General features: G+C 39.7%; 21 protein-coding genes and 1 riboswitch. Of the genes, 13 read left to right on the plus strand and 8 right to left on the minus strand.

Features of this window, described 5'->3' with window-relative positions; all coding sequences use genetic code 11:
- Nucleotides 1-56 precede the first annotated feature (56 nt).
- From DDE80_RS11330 to DDE80_RS11355, 6 genes are all read right to left on the minus strand, one after another.
- Entirely contained in the window at nucleotides 57-272 is a 216-nt protein-coding gene (locus DDE80_RS11330) for a hypothetical protein (protein ID WP_108307836.1), read from the minus strand.
- Complete coding sequence (locus tag DDE80_RS11335) at nucleotides 269-469, minus strand: DUF423 domain-containing protein (protein WP_108307838.1); 201 nt, start codon at nucleotides 467-469, stop codon at nucleotides 269-271. Before DDE80_RS11335 ends, DDE80_RS11330 begins: the two co-directional genes overlap by 4 nt.
- Before the next feature lie 24 nt (nucleotides 470-493).
- Nucleotides 494-1,324 carry a methyl-accepting chemotaxis protein gene (locus DDE80_RS11340; RefSeq protein ID WP_108307840.1) on the minus strand — a complete coding sequence of 277 codons (831 nt, stop codon included), beginning with the start codon at nucleotides 1,322-1,324 and terminating at the stop codon, nucleotides 494-496.
- Nucleotides 1,325-1,423: 99 nt separating this feature from the next.
- Nucleotides 1,424-1,894 carry a DUF2798 domain-containing protein gene (locus DDE80_RS11345; RefSeq protein ID WP_108307841.1) on the minus strand — a complete coding sequence of 157 codons (471 nt, stop codon included), beginning with the start codon at nucleotides 1,892-1,894 and terminating at the stop codon, nucleotides 1,424-1,426.
- Between the two features lie 120 nt (nucleotides 1,895-2,014).
- Complete coding sequence (locus DDE80_RS11350) at nucleotides 2,015-2,476, minus strand: ribonuclease FAU-1 family protein (RefSeq protein WP_108307842.1); 462 nt, start codon at nucleotides 2,474-2,476, stop codon at nucleotides 2,015-2,017.
- A gap of 21 nt (nucleotides 2,477-2,497) precedes the next feature.
- Nucleotides 2,498-4,243 (minus strand): GGDEF domain-containing protein, encoded by a 1,746-nt coding sequence (locus DDE80_RS11355; protein ID WP_201261527.1) that lies wholly within the window; start codon nucleotides 4,241-4,243, stop codon nucleotides 2,498-2,500.
- A 267-nt stretch (nucleotides 4,244-4,510) separates the two neighbouring features.
- On the opposite strand from DDE80_RS11355, the gene DDE80_RS11360 reads away from it, so the two are divergent.
- Nucleotides 4,511-5,014 (plus strand): DNA-deoxyinosine glycosylase, encoded by a 504-nt coding sequence (locus tag DDE80_RS11360; protein WP_108307843.1) that lies wholly within the window; start codon nucleotides 4,511-4,513, stop codon nucleotides 5,012-5,014.
- Complete coding sequence (locus DDE80_RS11365; RefSeq protein ID WP_108307845.1) at nucleotides 5,007-5,327, plus strand: hypothetical protein; 321 nt, start codon at nucleotides 5,007-5,009, stop codon at nucleotides 5,325-5,327. The genes DDE80_RS11360 and DDE80_RS11365 overlap by 8 nt, the downstream gene beginning before the upstream one ends.
- A 165-nt stretch (nucleotides 5,328-5,492) precedes the next feature.
- Here the strand turns inward: DDE80_RS11365 and DDE80_RS11370 are convergent, their stop codons facing one another.
- A complete protein-coding gene (locus tag DDE80_RS11370; RefSeq protein WP_108307847.1) occupies nucleotides 5,493-6,137 on the minus strand; it encodes an N-acetylmuramoyl-L-alanine amidase family protein in 645 nt (214 codons plus the stop codon).
- Nucleotides 6,138-6,319: 182 nt separating this feature from the next.
- Here DDE80_RS11370 and DDE80_RS11375 point away from each other — a divergent pair, with 182 nt between their 5' ends.
- The 11 genes from DDE80_RS11375 to DDE80_RS11425 all read left to right on the plus strand — a co-directional run bounded on the left by DDE80_RS11375 (nucleotide 6,320) and on the right by DDE80_RS11425 (nucleotide 17,779).
- On the plus strand, nucleotides 6,320-7,690 hold the full coding sequence (locus DDE80_RS11375; RefSeq protein WP_108307849.1) for an FAD-binding oxidoreductase: 1,371 nt from the start codon (nucleotides 6,320-6,322) through the stop codon (nucleotides 7,688-7,690).
- A 3-nt stretch (nucleotides 7,691-7,693) separates the two neighbouring features.
- Nucleotides 7,694-8,623: a bile acid:sodium symporter family protein gene (locus tag DDE80_RS11380; RefSeq protein ID WP_108307851.1), complete on the plus strand. Its 930-nt coding sequence runs from the start codon at nucleotides 7,694-7,696 to the stop codon at nucleotides 8,621-8,623.
- A 348-nt stretch (nucleotides 8,624-8,971) separates the two neighbouring features.
- The gene (gene metK, locus DDE80_RS11385) at nucleotides 8,972-10,141 is read left to right on the plus strand and encodes a methionine adenosyltransferase (RefSeq protein ID WP_235612328.1); all 1,170 of its coding nucleotides are present in this window, start codon (nucleotides 8,972-8,974) and stop codon (nucleotides 10,139-10,141) included.
- On the plus strand, nucleotides 10,138-11,625 hold the full coding sequence (locus DDE80_RS11390; RefSeq protein WP_108307852.1) for an aminotransferase class I/II-fold pyridoxal phosphate-dependent enzyme: 1,488 nt from the start codon (nucleotides 10,138-10,140) through the stop codon (nucleotides 11,623-11,625). Before metK ends, DDE80_RS11390 begins: the two co-directional genes overlap by 4 nt.
- Entirely contained in the window at nucleotides 11,625-12,056 is a 432-nt protein-coding gene (speD, locus tag DDE80_RS11395; protein WP_108307854.1) for an adenosylmethionine decarboxylase, read from the plus strand. Before DDE80_RS11390 ends, speD begins: the two co-directional genes overlap by 1 nt.
- On the plus strand, nucleotides 12,056-12,904 hold the full coding sequence (speE, locus tag DDE80_RS11400) for a polyamine aminopropyltransferase (RefSeq protein WP_108307856.1): 849 nt from the start codon (nucleotides 12,056-12,058) through the stop codon (nucleotides 12,902-12,904). Before speD ends, speE begins: the two co-directional genes overlap by 1 nt.
- Nucleotides 12,897-13,742, plus strand: a complete 846-nt coding sequence (gene speB / locus DDE80_RS11405; protein ID WP_108307857.1) for an agmatinase — start codon at nucleotides 12,897-12,899, stop codon at nucleotides 13,740-13,742. Before speE ends, speB begins: the two co-directional genes overlap by 8 nt.
- An 82-nt stretch (nucleotides 13,743-13,824) precedes the next feature.
- Nucleotides 13,825-13,928, plus strand: a riboswitch (SAM riboswitch).
- A 107-nt stretch (nucleotides 13,929-14,035) separates the two neighbouring features.
- On the plus strand, nucleotides 14,036-15,046 hold the full coding sequence (locus DDE80_RS11410; protein WP_108307859.1) for a methionine ABC transporter ATP-binding protein: 1,011 nt from the start codon (nucleotides 14,036-14,038) through the stop codon (nucleotides 15,044-15,046).
- On the plus strand, nucleotides 15,043-15,705 hold the full coding sequence (locus tag DDE80_RS11415) for a methionine ABC transporter permease (RefSeq protein ID WP_036146634.1): 663 nt from the start codon (nucleotides 15,043-15,045) through the stop codon (nucleotides 15,703-15,705). The genes DDE80_RS11410 and DDE80_RS11415 overlap by 4 nt, the downstream gene beginning before the upstream one ends.
- Nucleotides 15,706-15,720: 15 nt before the next feature.
- A complete protein-coding gene (locus DDE80_RS11420) occupies nucleotides 15,721-16,587 on the plus strand; it encodes a MetQ/NlpA family ABC transporter substrate-binding protein (RefSeq protein ID WP_036146635.1) in 867 nt (288 codons plus the stop codon).
- A 1-nt stretch (nucleotide 16,588) separates the two neighbouring features.
- A complete protein-coding gene (locus tag DDE80_RS11425; protein WP_108307861.1) occupies nucleotides 16,589-17,779 on the plus strand; it encodes a M20 family metallopeptidase in 1,191 nt (396 codons plus the stop codon).
- A 44-nt stretch (nucleotides 17,780-17,823) separates the two neighbouring features.
- Here the strand turns inward: DDE80_RS11425 and DDE80_RS11430 are convergent, their stop codons facing one another.
- Entirely contained in the window at nucleotides 17,824-18,213 is a 390-nt protein-coding gene (locus DDE80_RS11430; protein ID WP_108307862.1) for an HsmA family protein, read from the minus strand.
- Between the last annotated feature and the right edge of the window lie 164 nt (nucleotides 18,214-18,377).

Raw genomic sequence — 18,377 nt, forward strand, 5'->3', positions numbered from 1 at the left:
TTTACTTGTCTATAGAGCAAGTGTACCATATTTTCAGTCAATTGAGATAGCAAAAGCTACCCCTTGACTGACCTCGCTTTCATCCCATAGCTAAAGCAATGGGCTTTCTCGCTCGGAAAATCTGTAAAAGTCCAGTCAGGATGTTTTGCTTTAAAGTTTTCAATTAATTGATTTCCTTCGACTTTGTTATTTTCTTCTGCTGAAACATCAATGTTACTAACGCCAAAAATACTTCCCATAAGAATACCGAAAGCTAAAAAACATTTTTTCATATTACCATCTGATATTGCATTTTACAGCCGATAATCAACAAACCTAATGCGTGATACATTTGATATTGAACGGCAGTTTCCCAAACGGCTGCATAACGAGGTTCAGCAAACTTATCTTTTAATGCATGCGCACCAAAAGCTCCTAAAATTACACCGATACCAGCGAGTGTTGCACCAATTAATACAAAGAGTGTCATTAAAATCTTCCTTTCTCTTTTGTATTATAAGGCCTTTTTAAGGAAAGTACTCATTTCAGTACTTAATTGATTAAGTTCATCAATAATATCGCTAAAGTCTTGTACAAGATGTGCTTGTTCTGAAGAAGCATCAGAAATTTGCCCCATACTTGTTTTTAAACTTTCAATATTGCGTTTAATGCTCATTAGAGAGTCGTCAATTTGATCAGTGGCACTCGCTGTTTGCGAAGATAGTTTTCGTACTTCTTGAGCTACAATATTAAAACCAGCGCCATGTTGACCAGCTCGTGCGGCTTCAATCGAGGCATTTAAGCCAAGTAAGTTAGTTTGCTGTGAAATATTTTTGATTAATACTGTGATGCCATTTGTGCGCTCTGAGTCAGCTAGAGCATGCTCAGATTGAACTTTAATCTCTTCACTTGTAGCGGATAATTCTTCTGAATGAGAAGCAATAATATGTACACGGTCTTGTAAAGAAGCGATAATACCATGCATTGTTTCCATATAGCCTTTCATTTTCTCTTCTGTTTCTACAGGTAAGCCAATTGCAAGAGCACCTACTACTTTACTATTTTCATAAATAGGGAAGGCAAATGCTTTAATCGGTACGCCATAAACACTTTTATCAATATAAACATCCGCATTTTGCCCGCGGAATGCTGTATAAACATTATTATCGCCAGGGTTTACTTTTTGTCCATTGCGATAACCTGAGTCTACTTTTTGACCGGGTAAATAAAACTCTACTGTATCTTTTTGTTTATCTGCTACAGCGACAATGGCTTCTCCTTTTAACACTTTATGGATATAAGGGCCTGCAATACATAAAACCTCAATTGTTTTACTATCGTTCAATGTTGTCACTCCTTTAGTTAGGTATAGTCGTATTATACCATTTACCACCTATAGAATTAATGAAATATTAAAGAGTGCGTAAAAAAATTAAGTCTTAAGCTATAGATTTTTGTGTATTTGCACCATAACTGCGCGCGCGATAGGTTGAATAATAAAACTTTCGAGGACAAGTACAATCATAAAGTTACGGGGCCATATAGTGAGTGCATGTTGTAGCGTAGTTATATGAAGTCCATTAAAGAGTGTTTCGCCAAGGCAAGTCATAATAAATGACATACCTAAAACAGTGAAGAAAATCCGCAAAACAATTTTAGCGTAAAAACTATCTGAAGGATGGGTAAGTAGTGCAACGACTTTTTCGGCAAGTCGTCCAATAATTACAGGTTCAATAACCATTGCTATTAGCCAAATAATAGGGATAATTTTCCCTATCCTCAGTAAAGTTTGTAAATCGATGCTATTAGTATTTAATAAAGTGCTAATGGTAGACATCGCTATTACAGTAAGCGAACAAATAATCGTCCCGTAAAGAAGGCCTTCTTTAGGGGTGTGAGGTAAACGTATATCCAATAATGATTCACCTCCTTTGTATCTGCCAGTTAGCATAACAAATGGCAGATTGCGCAGGTAAGTGTCGGAAATGTGAACAAAAAAGAACGTAGTATCTTGAAGCGACTACGTTCTTCTGTATTACATAAAATCAGGAGGACTAAAAGCAATAGTGAGAGCGTCTTGTAGCGCAATTATTAAAGCTTTAGCTACGACTCCATTTTCAAACTCAGCAAGTGGAAGCGGCAATTCATCTTCATCCAAAATAAATGTTTTACCATTAGGTAATACGAGAATATCAATAATTTTATCTTCAAATGATAGTATATGACCATCAAATGTTGTCTTGCCGACAATATTGAAATAAGCTGCGATAAAACGATGCTCTTTATCGTACCAGCGATAGACATTATAAGGTCGATCTATCCAATAGGTAGCTCTTGTGTAGTTGCCTGGTGTAATGGTAATGTGATAGCCTTCATCACTCATCGTAAAAGCTTCTTCGATATAATGGATAACATCAATGCGAGACGCTCTATGCTGAAGCAACGTTACTTCTACTTCTACGACCGTGCCATCATAGCGAATTTTGCGTTCAATCAAAGAGTAAAACTCCTTTTCTTATTAGCTTAGCACACCTGCATGGTGCGTAGAAATGAAATTACTGCCTGGACGTTGTTTACATAGCTTTTTTAAAGCTGTTGCTTGCTCTGCAATTGCGTAAGTAGTTGTAAAGCTTTCGTTCACAATACCTGCGATAGATAAAGTGAGTAGCGGGTACTGCTCTTCGATACCGTGCCGATTTTTCGTAGTAACAAAGCCGCGACGAACATCTTCTTCGTGATAAAATTGAGGTACAGCATCATCAAACATTGTAAGCATCATTTGACATAAATCATCAACTTCATGCGAGTTAACGATAGCGATAAAATCGTCGCCACCGATATGTCCGATGAAATGTTCTTTACTGACAGTCGCTTTCATAATCGTCGCTACTAATTTAATAATAAGGTCGCCTTTTTCAAAGCCGTATAAATCATTAAAGGGTTTAAAATTATCCAAATCAAAATACAAAACTGCGTAATCACGTTGATTGTGCAAACACGATTCAAGCTCTCGTTCAATCAATACATTTCCTGGCAGTTCCGTTAAAGGATTGAGATGTTTGGCATTATCAATTTCGATTTGTATAGTCGTTTCCAATAAATCTTTAACGGTGACAATACCTAAATATTGCTGATCTTTAGTAACTGTAATAAAATCATACAATTGATCTACCGTTCGTGCCATGGCACGTTTAGCTACTTCATCAATAGGCGTATTATGTGCTACAGCTAAAAATGAGGTGTTCATAATTTGTTTAATTGGACGTTTGGCATATAGACTATAGCCGTATTGCCCACTCATTTTTGCATGTACTTGGTGGCGCGTGATTACGCCGACTAAGTCGTTGTGGTGGGTAATACAATACCCAGGTAAAGTCGCTTTATCACGCAACATTTTATGTACATCATTAATGGATGTTTTAGGGTGGAGCGTAGGAAGACGTGTACAAATTGATTGGATAGTAACATCAGAAATACGCACGCCAGGCATATTATTACGTTTAGTATTGGCGTTTTTTACGATTGTTAAAAATGCTTCATCTAAAGGTGTAGGGTTAGCGAGTGGTCGTTTAATAAAATAACCTTGACCGTAGTGCACACCTAAGTCAATCAATTTTAAAAGCTCACCTTCCGTTTCAATGCCTTCAGCAATTAGCAACGTATTTGACATACTCGCAAAATCACACATACTTTTAACGAGTGAGTGTTTCGTAGCGTCGCGGTCGATATTACGGATTAACTGCATATCGAGTTTAATAAAGTGAGGTCTCACATCCGAAATCATATTTAATCCTGAGTAGCCGGCGCCCGCATCATCAATGGCAATACGATAAGCTTGAGCTTTATAATTATCAACGGTTTTACGGAAATCTGCGATATTATCAACCGCTTCTTTTTCTGTAATTTCAAAAACGATATTGTCTGCTACATAATCGTAATTTTTTAAGTAAGCTTTCGTAAATCCTGTTTTAAATTTTGGATCTTGCATGATGTTAGGGTTGACGTTTAAAAAAAGCGTGCCAGCAATTTGCAATTCATTTGCAGCTTCTAAAGCTTTAGTACGACATATTTGTTCGAGTTTCCATAATTTATCATGTGTATTTGCTGCTTCAAATAATGCTACAGGACTTTCAAACTTACCTTTAGGACCACGGCTTAATGCTTCGTAGCCAAGTATGGAACCATCGCGTAATGACACGATAGGTTGGAAAACAGGTGTGATCATTTTGTCCTTTAAGATTTGTAAAAAACTAAGTTCTTTCACCTAACGTACCTACTTTCTTTTTGGGTTCTATTGTCTAGTATGCGCCAAAATTGTTAAGGCGTTGTAAGTGTCATGTAAAATTTCACAAAAAAAGAGACTTGCATATGCAAGTCTCTGAATCATACTAAGAAAGTGTGGGGCAAAGGAAAGCTGTCATAATATTGTCCCACACTTCTATGCTACCTGTTCTTACTTTGCAATATCAAGTAATGTGCTTCTATAATAGTTGCTAAGAAAAGGGTAGATAAAAAGTGAGGAGGGGATTAGATGAGACAGCATAGTTTTGCACCGGTCGTTAATGAAGCTACTAAAGTTTTAATTATTGGCTCAATGCCTAGTGTGCAATCATTGAGTAAGCAACAATATTATGGTAACCCTCGCAATCATTTTTGGCCGATTATGGAGGCGTTAACAGCTGAAACTGCACCTGTGGATTATACAGAAAGAATCGCTTGGTTGTTAAAGCATAAAATAGGGCTCTGGGATGCAGTAGCAAGTTGCGAACGCGAGGGGAGTTTAGACGCTAACATTCAGCAAGAAGAACCTAATGATTTTGCAAAGCTTTTCGCACAGTATCCACAAATTACACATATCGTATTTAATGGAACGAAAGCAGAAAGTGTTTTTCGACGTAAAGTCGGTTTGACGTTACTAGATGACCGTAAATATGAGCGATTACCTTCAACTAGCCCAATTCCAGGACGTTATATTAAAACGTTGCCACAAAAAATAGAAGCTTGGCAAATCGTTAAGGAGTGGTTAAATGAATGAAGTAACGACAAAAGAGCAATTGACATTAGCGTTACAACAAGCAGATGTTGTAGTCGTGAGTGGTGCTCTAGCACTACAGTTACGTGTGTTAGTAAATAAAGAAGCTCCACTTAGTTTACCCGTACCTAATGAGACACACCGAATGGCAATAAGTGATGCAGTTAACTATGCCCAAAAATCAGGGTTAACGATGCGTAGTGCTCTACATTTAGTACGCTATGTAGGTGTATCGAATGTTATTCGTGTATTACGTTATTATACTGTCGCCTTAAGAAAGGCAGACGGAACAGAATTAATATTGCGTAAAAAATAATGACTTCACGTTAAAAATAAAAATGGATGCAACGCTTGCACATAATTGCTAGCGTTGCATCCTATTAATCACAAACAGATGGCGTCATTACTAAAGCATTTAAACAGCAGTTTGGTATGACGCCACATGCTTATTTTAAACTATGGGTGACGGGGCAGTAATTATTTAATTTTTCGTTTTAGCTAGCCAGCCGTCATTTGCGTAACGATTGAGAGATTGTGTAACAGCGTCCGCAATTTTTTGTTGGTACGTCGTTTGCAATAGACGTTTTGTTTCTTGTTCATTCGTTAAAAATCCTGTTTCAATAAGTAATGACTTCATCGTAGTACCGCGTAATACAGCTAAATCAGGGCGAGCAACGACGCCCTTGTTTTGAGCTTTGGTAGTCGTAAGTAATTGCTCTAACATTACTTTCGCTAGCTGCTCATTATTTGCCTCGTTATCAGGGTAATATAAAACTTGTATGCCCTCGATATGCGGCTGATTTTCGATAGCATTAGCATGCACGCTAATAAAGAAGTCTGCATTAAGTGCGTTTGCTTGTTCGTAGCGTGATTGTAAACTAATTTCACTATCATCATTTCGCAGCATAATAACTTTATAATTAGCTTTCGCTAAAGAGGCAGCGATTTTTTTAGCGATGCTAAGATTAATTTCTTTTTCGTGTATACCAGAAGAGCTGGTAGTACCAGGGTCGGCTCCACCATGCCCGGCATCAATAACAATAATAAATTTTTCGGGTCGTAAACTAAAGATAATTACTACTAAAGTGAAGATGGTCGCTATAATGAATAACCACTTTTTCCGCATTTGCAGCCCTCCTATTATTCTAGTATACGCTTAGCTACCATAAAAAGTTCTTAAGAAATACTGAATATTCCTTCTAAATAAACATAAGATTCTGAATTTTTATAATGCATTGAAAAGTAAGAGGAGTAGTTATATAATTGCATTTATCGGTATTTTCAGAAAATTAAACGTAGGTGAGGATAATGACAAACATGGTAGACAACTTAAGAAATTTATTATCAAAAGAGCAAGTAAGTGTTAACGAAACAATTTTAGAACAACATAGCCAAGATGAATCCTATCATCAAACAGCTACACCAGACGTTGTAGTGTTCCCCAAGACAACTGAAGAAGTAAGCAAGGTACTGGCATATGCTAACGACAATAAAATTCCAGTCGTACCATTTGGGCGTGGCTCAAGTTTAGAAGGGCATGTGATTCCTTATGATAGAGGGATTACAGTTGATTTTTCTTTAATGGATAAAATTATAGATATTCGTCCTGAAGATTTACTCGTTGTCGTACAACCAGGCGTGACACGTACACAATTAAATGATGCGTTAGCTAAACACGGTCTCTTTTTCTCTGTTGATCCGGGAGCTGATGCTACATTAGGCGGCATGGTTGCAACAAATGCAAGTGGTACAACTGCTGTGCGTTACGGTGTTATGCGAGATCAAGTGCGCGACTTAGAAGTAGTGTTAGCCGATGGTACGGTCATTCATACAGGTAACCTCGCTGCTAAATCAGCATCAGGCTATCATTTGAATGGCTTATTTACGGGTTCTGAAGGAACGCTAGGCTGCTTCACTGAGTTAACACTGCGTGTATATGGTATCCCTGAGTTTGAAACAGCAGCACGTGCAGTATTTGATACAGTCGATGAAGCAGTTGCGGCAGTAACTAGCGTACTTCAAGTAGGCATCCCGATTGCGCGCGTAGAATTAGTGGATGAAGAATCAATTCGACAAGTAAATTTACACAGCGAAACAGACTTTGCTGAGAAGCCAACGCTATTTTTAGAGTTTCATGGTAATGAAGCTGGTTTAAAACAAGATATTGAGTTTACTACTGAACTTATGAATGATAGCGGCTGTAAAGAAATTATTTTTGAAAGTGATACAGCAGCACGCAATTTATTATGGACAGCACGTCATAACTTAGCGTATGCCTATATCCACGCTAATCCTGGTAAAAAAATGATGGTAACAGATGTCTGTGTACCAATTTCAGCGTTAGCTGGTGCGATTCATTACGCGCGTGAGCAAATTACAGCATTTGATTTAACAGGTGGTGTACTAGGTCATGTCGGTGACGGTAATTTCCATGCGATTTTAATGGTAAATATGGATGACGCGGATGAAGTACGTCGTGCAAATGAATTTAATGAAGCACTCGTAATGTATGCGTTAAATAAAAAAGGAACGTGTACGGGAGAGCATGGCGTCGGTGTTGGTAAACAAAAATACCAAGAAATTGAACACGGAGCAGCCTATGTCGTTATGCAACAACTTAAACGTACGTTAGATCCTAATAATATTTTAAATCCAGGTAAGATAGTAAAGGTGGTATAACGTATGAAGTTATTAGCAACCATCAGTAGTTTAGCAGGGAAGTATTTTGCTTTACTCGTAATGCTTATGGCCATCGTAGCTTATTTTGTTCCTGCACCATTCTTACCTTTAGGAGCCTATATTTCAATGTTATTAGGCGTTGTAATGTTTGGTATGGGATTAACTTTAAGTGCCTCTGACTTTAAATTAGTGCTTACACGTCCACTAGCTGTACTAGTGGGTGTAATAGCACAGTTTACAGTAATGCCGCTTACGGCACTTGCTATTGCCTATTTGTTAAAATTGCCTCCAGAGCTTGCAGCGGGTCTTGTATTACTAGGTTCTGTACCTGGAGGGACTGCATCGAATGTCATGGTGTACTTAGCTAAAGGTAACGTACCTTTATCCATTACAATGACATCGGTATCTACATTGTTAGCGCCAATTATGACGCCGCTTTTACTGCTTTTATTTGCAGGACAGTGGATGCCTGTTGATGCAAAATCAATGTTTGTTATGATTATTCAAGTTATTATTGTTCCGATTGTGCTCGGTATTGTAGTGCGTAAATTTGCCCCTACAATCGTCCGTAAAAGCATTGCCATTGTTCCATTGATTTCTGTAGCAGCGATCATTATTATTGTTGGTGCTGTAGTATCAAAAAATCAAGAAACAATTGCAACAGCTGGCCTACTCGTATTCTTTGCGGTATTTTTACATAATACAGCAGGACTCATTATCGGTTATTATGTCGGAAAATTGTGTAAATTAAGCGTGAGTGATCAACGTGCATTGGCTATTGAAGTAGGTATGCAAAATTCGGGACTTGGTGTAGCGCTTGCCTCAGCGCATTTAGGTCCGCTAGCTGCACTACCAAGCACGTTTGGCGCGGTATGGCATAATATTTCTGGCCCTATTATTGCAACAATTTGGTCCAAAAAGAAAGTAGAGTAATGAAGTAAAAAACAGTGCTTCCCACAAAAAATACGTGTGAAGCACTTTAATAAGAAGAGAAAAATTTTTCAGAAAAAGGCATTGACATCTTTTTTTAAATTACGTATGATGTGTTCAGCATAAATAAAGTCTATCTTATTAATAGCCGTTGAGACGAGGGGTCGAAGATACGGTGGCAAACCAACTTAGCAAATGTTAAGGACTGGGGCCCAGCCTGAGCGCAAAGTTTTCCGCTTTGCGAACGATAAGAGGATAAGCAGCTGATTATGACATCGAAGCTTTCCTTTGGTTGTAGGGAGAGCTTTTTTTGTGCGTAAAATAACCTTTTACTTCAAGGAGTGTCGTATTTTGGCTGAAAAAATTTTATTTACATCGGAGTCTGTGGCAGAAGGCCATCCAGACAAAATTGCGGATCAAATTTCTGATGCAGTGTTAGATGCTGCATTGGCACAAGATCCATACTCACGTGTGGCTTGTGAGGTTTTTACAACGACAAATTGTGTCATTGTTGGCGGTGAGATTACAACAAATGCAACGCTAGACATTGAACAAATTGCTCGTCAAACGTTGATTGACATTGGCTATACAAACGAAGCGTATGGCATTGATGGTAAAACGTGTGAGGTACGTGTGCTTGTGCATACACAATCAGCAGATATTGCCCAAGGCGTTGATACTTCAAGTGATACACAGGCGATTGGTGCAGGAGACCAAGGGATTATGTTTGGCTATGCTACGAATGAAACAGAAAACTTAATGCCATTAGCCATTGAATTAGCACATGCTTTAGTGCGCAAAGCTTCTGTTTTACGAAAAAGTGGCGAATTTAAATGGGCGCGTCCTGATATGAAATCGCAAGTAACTGTTGATTATACGACAGAGACGCAAATTGATACTGTACTCATGTCGATTCAACATGATGATGACTTTGATGAACAAGCATTTAAAGCATATGTCAAAAAACATATCATTGATGCTGTCATTTGTGACTACGGTTTTACAACACCAAAGCGTATTTTAATTAATCCGACAGGACGCTTTGTTATTGGTGGACCACATGGTGATGCAGGTTTAACAGGGCGTAAAATTATTGTGGATACGTACGGCGGAGCAGCACGTCACGGGGGCGGAGCTTTTTCAGGCAAAGACTGCACTAAAGTAGATCGCTCTGGTGCATACGCTGCGCGTTTTGTTGCTAAAAATATCGTAGCAGCCAAGCTAGCAGAACGTTGTGAAATCCAACTTTCTTATGCTATCGGTGTAAGTGAGCCAATCAGTATTGCGGTTGATACGTTTGGAACCGGTAAAGTGGAGGAGAGCGTACTGCTACAAGCGATTCGTCAAAATTTTGACTTAACGCCAGCGGGTATTATCGACATGCTTGAATTACGTCAGCCTATGTATAAAGAAACAGCAGCTTATGGTCATTTTGGACGTTCAGATTTAGATTTACCGTGGGAGCGTACATCAAAAGTTAGCGCTCTGCAACAAGCTGTACTTGCAGGTGTAGCACAATGAAACAAAGCATGCCTTCGTTAGCACCGCCAATGGTCTTAACACAAGAAAGCATGCCTTTATTTGAAGCACTACAGCGCTATGGCCGCAGTAACGTTACGCCGTTTGATGTACCAGGACATAAAATGGGCATGTATACGAGTGTAATGCAACAAGCTTTTGGCAATGTTTTGCAGTTTGATGTTAATTCCATGAAAGAATTAGATTTACTCAGCCATCCTCAAGGCGTTATTGCGCAGGCGCAAACGTTAGCGGCGCAAGCATTTGGTGCAGACGAAGCTTTTTTCTTAGTCAATGGTACTACAATTGGTATTTTAGCTATGATTATGGCAACTTGTGCACCAGGGGATGAATTACTCGTACCACGAAACGGTCATAAATCGGTAATGGACGGCATTATTTTAAGTGGTGCGCGCCCCGTATTTATTCAGCCAGAAGTGGATTTGCATTTCGGTATTGCCCACGGCATTTCGGTGGAGAATGTAAAGAAAGCAATCGCGCAACACCCTGATGCTAAGGTGTTACTTGTAACCTACCCTACGTATTTTGGCGCGATGAGTGATTTAACAACAATTTGTGAGTTGGCTCATGCGAATGACATTATTGTCATCGTTGATAGCGCACACGGTGCACACCTTACGTATATGCCACAAGCAAAAGACGCTTTAGCTTGTGGTGCTGATGCAGTAACGGTTAGTATGCATAAAACAGGTGGCTCTTTAACGCAAAGTTCGTTGCTACTAATGCAAACGACACGCTTAACGAAAGAGAGCGTTCAAAAAGTGCTCGGTATGCTACAAACGACGAGCGCGAGCTACTTATTAATGGGATCTTTGGATATGGCAAGATATGAGCTAGCTAATTTCGGTTATGAGCGCTATGAAGCGTTACTACCTGTTATAAAAGCTGCCATTACACAAATCGAAGCAAGCGGCCATTATGAAGTATTAAAAGAGTCGTATGTAACGTCAAATTTTTCTCAAAGCTATGATATGACGAAGCTAGTAGTGCGTGTTAACCATTTAGGGTTAACGGGCTTCGATGTGTATACGATGCTAAAACAACAGTACAATATTCAAATGGAATTAGCGGAAGGATATGTCGTGATGGCTGTTATTACGCCAGCCGATACAAAAGAAAGTATACAGCGCTTAGTAGATGCGCTTTTGCATATTGCAACACATTACGCAAAAGGCATGACGGTATTATCTTTACATGTCACGCCTGATGAAGTAAATGAACTTGTTGTCTGTCCACGAGAAGCGTATTATGCCCCACAAGAGACGATTGCGATCGATGACGCAGAAGGTCGAGTAAGTGCAGATACGTTAATGATTTATCCCCCAGGTATCCCACTGGTAATCCCGGGCGAAAAAATCTCACGCGATGTTATCGCAATGTACCATTACTACAATAAAACAATAGGTAACGTACTTATGGAGGCGGGTAGCGCCCACCATATTACAGTTATAAAGGAGCATGCATAATGGGTTTAGAACTACGTACATTAGGCCGTCACGTGTTAATTGAATTTTATGGTTGTCCAAGTGAAATCATGGAGAACAATGCATTAATTGAACAATATATGCGAGAAGCAGCAGACTACTCAGGCGCTACAATTGTAGAGTCTGTATTCCATCACTTTAATCCATACGGCGTATCAGGCGCAGTCATTATTGAGGAGTCGCATTTAACGATTCATACATGGCCGGAGTACGGCTTTGCTTCTGTGGATGTTTACACTTGCGGTGACTCTGTCAATCCTTGGATGGCAGCAGATTACTTAGCCGAAAAACTAAAAGCAAGTAAAACAGAATCATTCGAAATCCCTCGAGGTATGGCGGATAAAATCCGTCTACATGCTGAACAGGAAATCAAAAATATTCAAGTAAAAGTACAGTTAGAAGGTGCAGTGTAATGAAGTGGTATACAGAAGATTGGAGCGAAGAGTGTAAATTTTCTATTGCGTATGACAAACATTTACACACAGAGCAAACACCGTTTCAAAAAATTGATTTTTACCAAGGTAAGGAGTTTGGTACGTTCTTTACGCTAGATGGGCTAATGATGGTTAACGAAAAAGACGAATTTATTTACCATGATATGATTGTGCATCCTGCGATGGCAACAAATCCGAATATCAAAAATGTACTAATTATTGGTGGTGGTGATGGCGGTACAGCGCGTGAAGTATTACGCTATGGCTTTGTCGAAAATGTTGTAATGGCAGAGATCGATGAACGTGTTTTTCGTTTGAGCCAGCAGTACCTACCTGTTACAGCAGCAGGCGTAGAGGAAGACCCACGCATGACGCTACATTTTGAAGATGGGCTAGCCTATGTAAAAAATGCGGCAGATAAATCTTTTGATTTAATTTTAGTAGACTCTACTGACCCTATCTCAGTAGGTGAGGGTTTATTTACTACAGCCTTTTATGAGGAGTGCCACCGTGTGTTAACAGATGATGGTATTTTGATTAATCAACATGAGTCACCTTACTTTGCAGAGTATGCCGAAAATATGAAGAAAGCACATCACAAAATTAAGGCTATCTTCCCAATTACACATGTTTACCAATACCACATGCCAACGTATCCATCAGGTCACTGGCTCTTTGGCTTTGCTTCAAAGTCATTAAGCCCACTGCAAATTGATGAGCAACAATGGCAAAGCTACGGGTTACAAACAAAGTATTATAATACGGATTTACACCGTGGTGCCTTTGCATTACCGAGCTATGTAAGGGAGAAGTTAGGGCATGAATAATTTAAACTTTATTGGGTGTGACGCTTCATTTGAAGAAGCACAGACAATATTATTTGGTGTACCTTTTGATGGTACAACGAGCTTTCGCCCAGGCACGCGCTTTGCGATGCAAGCGATTAGACCGGATTCTTATGGGCTTGAAACCTACTCGCCTTATTTGGATGCAGATTTAGAAGATGTCATGATTTGTGATGGTGGCGATTTAGAGCTGCCATTTGGTAATACGCAAGCAGTGATGACGCAAATTAAAGATTATTGTACAGATGTGCTAGCGGCTAATAAAATGTTTTATATGGTAGGAGGCGAACATTTAGTAAGCCTACCTGCGATTGAAGCGGCTTACGAAAAGTACCCTGAACTTCATGTGATTCATTTGGACGCGCATACGGATTTGCGTGATGATTATATGGGTGAGCCATTGTCACATGCTTCAGTAATTCGTCGTTGTCATGATTTTTTAGGCGATGGTCGTATTTTTCAATTTGGCATTCGTTCAGGTACGCGTGAGGAGTTTGAGTGGGCGAAGACGCACACACATCTCGAAAAATTTACGTTAACCACTTTAGCCAAAACGATTGAGCAATTGAAGGATAAGCCTGTTTACATTACGATTGATTTAGATGTATTAGACCCTGCTGTTTTTCCTGGTACAGGTACGCCTGAACCAGGTGGCATCAGCTATACAGAGCTGTTAGCAGCAATAAAATTATTTCAACAACTTAATCATATTGTATCTGCAGATGTGGTGGAATTGTCACCACAATATGATGTGTCTGGTGCATCTACAGCCGTAGCCTGCAAAACAATTCGTGAGATGCTGTTAACCATTACAAAATAAAAAGTTTTCAAAAAACGGTTGACTTCTAAAACAGTAGCCTGTAAAGTGATACTCAACTTAAAAAACTAAATAACAACACAATTTCTTATCGAGAGAGATCGAGGGACAGGCCCTATGACATCTCGGCAACAGGTTTTCTTAACACTGTGCCAAATCCTGCAAACGTCTATGTTTGAAAGATGAGAAGAGTGGTTCGGTATATTTTCTGAATCCTTCTTTTTTCCATCTTTTCATAGATGGGAGAAAGAAGGATTTTTTTCTTTCTCCTACTGATATGAGAAGGGAGCAGCTATATGATTACATTTCATAATGTTACTAAAACATTTACTACTAAGAATCGAGAGGTTACAGCTGTTAAGGATGTTAACTTAACAATTGAGCAAGGCGACATCTTCGGCATTATTGGCTTTAGTGGCGCAGGTAAGAGTACATTACTACGCTTAGTCAATTTACTTGAGGAGCCAACGGAGGGCAAGGTCACAATTAATGGGCAAGATATTACAGTGCTAAGTAAAAAACAATTGCGTGAGCAACGCCGAGACATTGGTATGATTTTTCAAAACTTCAATCTCTTTACCTCACGCACTGTGTTTGGCAATATTGCCTACCCACTACAGCTTGCAGGAGTAGCTAAAGGCGAGGTAACACGCCGTGTTAATGAGTTGCTAACCTTTGTTGGTTTAACAGAAAAGGCCAAGCATTACCCAGAGCAATTATCAGGTGGGCAAAAGCAACGTGTAGGTATAGCAAGAGCATTAGCAACGTCACCAAGCATCTTAATTTGTGATGAAGCTACGTCAGCACTTGACCCTAATACTACAGCAGATATTTTACAGCTCATCCAAAAGGTTAACCGTGAGCTAGGTATTACGGTATTGCTTATCACACATGAGATGCAAGTTATCGAAGCCATTTGCAATCGTGTGGCAGTAATGGAAGAAGGACAGGTTATTGAAACAGGAACCGTCTTCGAAACATTTTCAAATCCACAGCATCCTACTACACAGCGTTTCATTCGCGCTACGGAGCAGGATTTACCATCAGCTCATTTGCTGGGGCAGTGGAGTGATACACAATTGTATCGCATTATTTTTAAAGGAGACCGTGCAAGTGATCCATTGCTATCCAAGATTACGCGTAAACATGATGTTGATGTCAATATTATTTACGGCACAGTCAAAGAGTTACAGCAACGCTTCTTCGGCAATTTGATCGTCTCATTTGAAGGTCAGCCAGCTGCAGTAGCCCAAGTCTTACAAGAACTAAAACAAATTGTAGAGGTGAAGGAGGTGCAAGTCGCATGAAGGTAGATTGGCAAACATTTTGGCCTCGCATTGTGGAGGCTACATTTGAAACCCTAACGATGGTATTAACCACATTAGCCTTTAGTACAATCATTGGTACGATTATCGGCTTAACTTTATTTGTGACACGCAAGGGCGGTATTTTAGAAAACAAATGGGTATCCTTTATTTTAAACTTAGGCATTAATATTATTCGTCCGATACCCTTTGTTATTTTGTTAGTGGCCTTAACGCCACTAACTCGCCTCGTAGTTGGTTCAATTATTGGTACAGCAGCAGCGATTTTCCCTATTACGATTGCAGCCTCATTTGTTGTAGCGCGTGTAGTGGAAAATAACCTTATCAGTATTGATCCTGGTGTCATTGAAGCTGCGGAAGCAATGGGCGCTAGTCCGTTTCAAATTATTCGTACGGTGCTCATTCCAGAGGCACTAGGGCCATTAATTTTAGGTTTAACTTTTGTAACAGTGAGCTTAATTGATTTTTCTGCAGTAGCAGGAACAGTAGGTGGCGGTGGCTTAGGGCACGTCGCAATGACCCATGGCTATCAGCGTTTTGATACGAGCGTAATTGTTGTAACAGTTGTTATTTTAATTATTTTAGTACAGCTGTCACAATGGCTAGGTAATAAAATTTCACGAAAAATTTTACGTAGATAAAAGGAGAAGATAACAATGAAAAAACAACTATTAGTAGTAGTAATAGCGGCAGTGGCTCTAGTGCTTGCCGCATGTAATAAAGGGGATGCCGCACCAAAAGCGGAGGATGACAAAAAGGTTGTAATTGGCGTAACAGGTACAGACGGTGAACAGTGGGAAGTATTAAAGAGCCTAGCTAAAGAAGAAGGCATTGATGTAGAGCTAAAAGAGTTTTCGGATTATACATTACCTAACAAAGCATTAGCAGATGGCGATGTAGATTTAAATTCCTTCCAACATATTGCTTTCCTAAGCCAATTTGAACAAGAGCACAAAACAAATTTAACACCAATCGGCTCAACATTTATTGCACCACTTGGTATTTATTCGACTAAAATTACTGATATTTCAGAAATCAAAGATGGTGATAAAATCGCTATTCCGGATGACCCATCAAATCAGGGGCGTGCCTTACGTCTATTAGAGGCAGCAGGTTTACTTACATTAGATGCTAGCGCAGGATTATTTGGTGACACTACACATATTAAAGAAAACCCAAAAAACCTTGAGATTTTACCGATGGTTGCCCAACAAACACCACGTGTACTAGAGGATGTAGCAGTATCACTTATTAATAATGGTGTAGCCGTTCAAGCGGGCTTCCACCCATTAGATGACCCAATTTATATTGAGGATGGCGATAGTGCAGATCCTTACATTAATGTTTTTGCAGCGCGTGAAGCTAATAAAGATAATGAAGTGCTCAATCGAATTGTAGCACTTTATCATGATCCAAAAGTAATCGAAGCAGCAAACAAAGAGCTTGGTGGAGGCGCGATTGTCATTGACCGTACACCACAAGAATTAGCGAAAATTTTAACAGACCTACAGGGAGGTAATTGATATGCCGACAACTTTACAAACGATTGACAGTATAATAGAAGAAAGTCGTGAAAAATGGCTAACAACTAGTCATGCGATTCATGCTAAACCTGAAATTGGGAACGAAGAATATTTTGCTAGCGCAGCTCTAGCTAAGTTATTAACAGAGGCAGGCTTTACAGTAGAAAGCAATGTAGCAGGGCACGAAACAGCCTTTTATGCGAGCTTTGATAGTGGCAAGGAGGGAGCGACGATTGCTTACTTAGCTGAATATGATGCGTTGCCCGTCTTAGGTCATGCTTGCGGACATAATATTATTGGTACAACGAGCGTAGCAGCAGCTATCGCACTAGCAGAACAAACAAAGCGTGTAGGTGGTAAGGTTGTGGTACTTGGTACGCCTGCTGAGGAGGGTGGCCCTAATGGGAGCGCCAAAGGAAGCTTTGTACGTCATGGCTATTTAAAAGATATTGACGTGGCATTAATGATTCATCCCTCAGGTCGTACGGCAACAACAGGCGAATCATTGGCAGTGAATCCGTTAGATTTTCATTTTTATGGACAAGCAGCGCATGCGGCAGCCGCACCAGAACACGGCATTAATGCATTAGATGCGGTCATTCAATTATTTACAGGCATCAATGCACTGCGTCAGCAACTACCAAGTGACGTACGCATCCACGGTATTATTACAAATGGAGGTGAAGCGCCGAACATTATCCCTGCTTATGCTTCGGCTCGCTTTTACCTTCGTGCTTCAACTTGGGCGAAGACGGAGGAGGTAACGGCCAAAGTGCGTGCAATTGCAGAAGGTGCAGCACTTGCAACAGGCGCAACCGTTAAGATTGAGCGCTTCCAAAATGAGGTCAAAGATTTAGTACTTAACGCAACGCTTGATAGCATTTTAGCAGAGGAGTTAAGTGACTTAGGTGAGAAGGTATACACGACAAAAACAGGGCTTGGCTCAACAGATGCAGGCAATATTAGTTATGAAGTGCCTACTGCTCACCCTTATATTAAAATTGGCGATGAAGACTTAATTGCACATACCGATGAGTTTAGAGAAGCAGCGGCTTCAGCAAAAGGTGACGAGGCATTACTTGTCGGTGCAAAAGCGTTAGCAAAGACAGGCTATCGTTTACTGACAAATCCAGCTCTTCTTGCGCAAGCTAACAGTGATTTTGAAGTTGCTAAACATAAAAAGATAAGTTAAAAAAAGAAACATTATCCGCTTAAGGGTAATGTTTCTTTTTGTTGTTAACCGATGACGCCTGTGCCGAGTAAAATGCCAAGGACGAATGACACTACCCATAGCGACCAAACACCAAGGCTAAATTTATGGAATTGGTGCTTCGCTTTATCGTCACCTTTGTTATAAACCCAAATTGCCCAAATTAAGTGAAATGCCATTAATACAAGAGCTAATCCACCTGTAATTTGGTGCATACCGAATGTGCTACCTCCATCTTGTGTAGCAATACGGTTCATAAGTGTCGTGCCGATTGTGTCAAATACAAGACCACCAGCAAAAAATAGTAAATGTTTAAATTGGATTGTACCGCTAAACTTCTCACCGAACACCCCGATGCTATATAAAATAAGGGCTACCACCATAGATGAAGAAGCAAAGATTAAAAGTGTGCTCATGTAAGTTCAACTCCGTTCGTTATTTATAGTTTTACTATCACTAGCGTCGCATTAAAATAATTCAACGCATCATATTAAACTGAATTTTCTGTCATATAATCCAGGCACAAAAAATCCTTTATACTGGTTGGGCGGTAGTAAACCATCCAAATCCAATACAAAGG

The sequence above is a fragment of the Metalysinibacillus jejuensis genome, assembly GCF_003057615.1.
Lineage (GTDB): Bacteria > Bacillota > Bacilli > Bacillales_A > Planococcaceae > Metalysinibacillus > Metalysinibacillus jejuensis.

What these genes read in the sequence shown, in the direction of transcription:
- DDE80_RS11330 (WP_108307836.1), bottom strand. Translation starts at nt 272, where the DNA reads ATGAAAAAATGTTTTTTAGCTTTCGGTATTCTTATGGGAAGTATTTTT.
- DDE80_RS11335 (WP_108307838.1), bottom strand. Translation starts at nt 469, where the DNA reads ATGACACTCTTTGTATTAATTGGTGCAACACTCGCTGGTATCGGTGTA.
- DDE80_RS11360 (WP_108307843.1), top strand. Translation starts at nt 4,511, where the DNA reads ATGAGACAGCATAGTTTTGCACCGGTCGTTAATGAAGCTACTAAAGTT.
- DDE80_RS11365 (WP_108307845.1), top strand. Translation starts at nt 5,007, where the DNA reads ATGAATGAAGTAACGACAAAAGAGCAATTGACATTAGCGTTACAACAA.
- DDE80_RS11370 (WP_108307847.1), bottom strand. Translation starts at nt 6,137, where the DNA reads ATGCGGAAAAAGTGGTTATTCATTATAGCGACCATCTTCACTTTAGTA.
- DDE80_RS11375 (WP_108307849.1), top strand. Translation starts at nt 6,320, where the DNA reads ATGACAAACATGGTAGACAACTTAAGAAATTTATTATCAAAAGAGCAA.
- DDE80_RS11380 (WP_108307851.1), top strand. Translation starts at nt 7,694, where the DNA reads ATGAAGTTATTAGCAACCATCAGTAGTTTAGCAGGGAAGTATTTTGCT.
- DDE80_RS11390 (WP_108307852.1), top strand. Translation starts at nt 10,138, where the DNA reads ATGAAACAAAGCATGCCTTCGTTAGCACCGCCAATGGTCTTAACACAA.
- speD (WP_108307854.1), top strand. Translation starts at nt 11,625, where the DNA reads ATGGGTTTAGAACTACGTACATTAGGCCGTCACGTGTTAATTGAATTT.
- speE (WP_108307856.1), top strand. Translation starts at nt 12,056, where the DNA reads ATGAAGTGGTATACAGAAGATTGGAGCGAAGAGTGTAAATTTTCTATT.
- speB (WP_108307857.1), top strand. Translation starts at nt 12,897, where the DNA reads ATGAATAATTTAAACTTTATTGGGTGTGACGCTTCATTTGAAGAAGCA.
- DDE80_RS11410 (WP_108307859.1), top strand. Translation starts at nt 14,036, where the DNA reads ATGATTACATTTCATAATGTTACTAAAACATTTACTACTAAGAATCGA.
- DDE80_RS11415 (WP_036146634.1), top strand. Translation starts at nt 15,043, where the DNA reads ATGAAGGTAGATTGGCAAACATTTTGGCCTCGCATTGTGGAGGCTACA.
- DDE80_RS11420 (WP_036146635.1), top strand. Translation starts at nt 15,721, where the DNA reads ATGAAAAAACAACTATTAGTAGTAGTAATAGCGGCAGTGGCTCTAGTG.
- DDE80_RS11425 (WP_108307861.1), top strand. Translation starts at nt 16,589, where the DNA reads ATGCCGACAACTTTACAAACGATTGACAGTATAATAGAAGAAAGTCGT.
- DDE80_RS11430 (WP_108307862.1), bottom strand. Translation starts at nt 18,213, where the DNA reads ATGAGCACACTTTTAATCTTTGCTTCTTCATCTATGGTGGTAGCCCTT.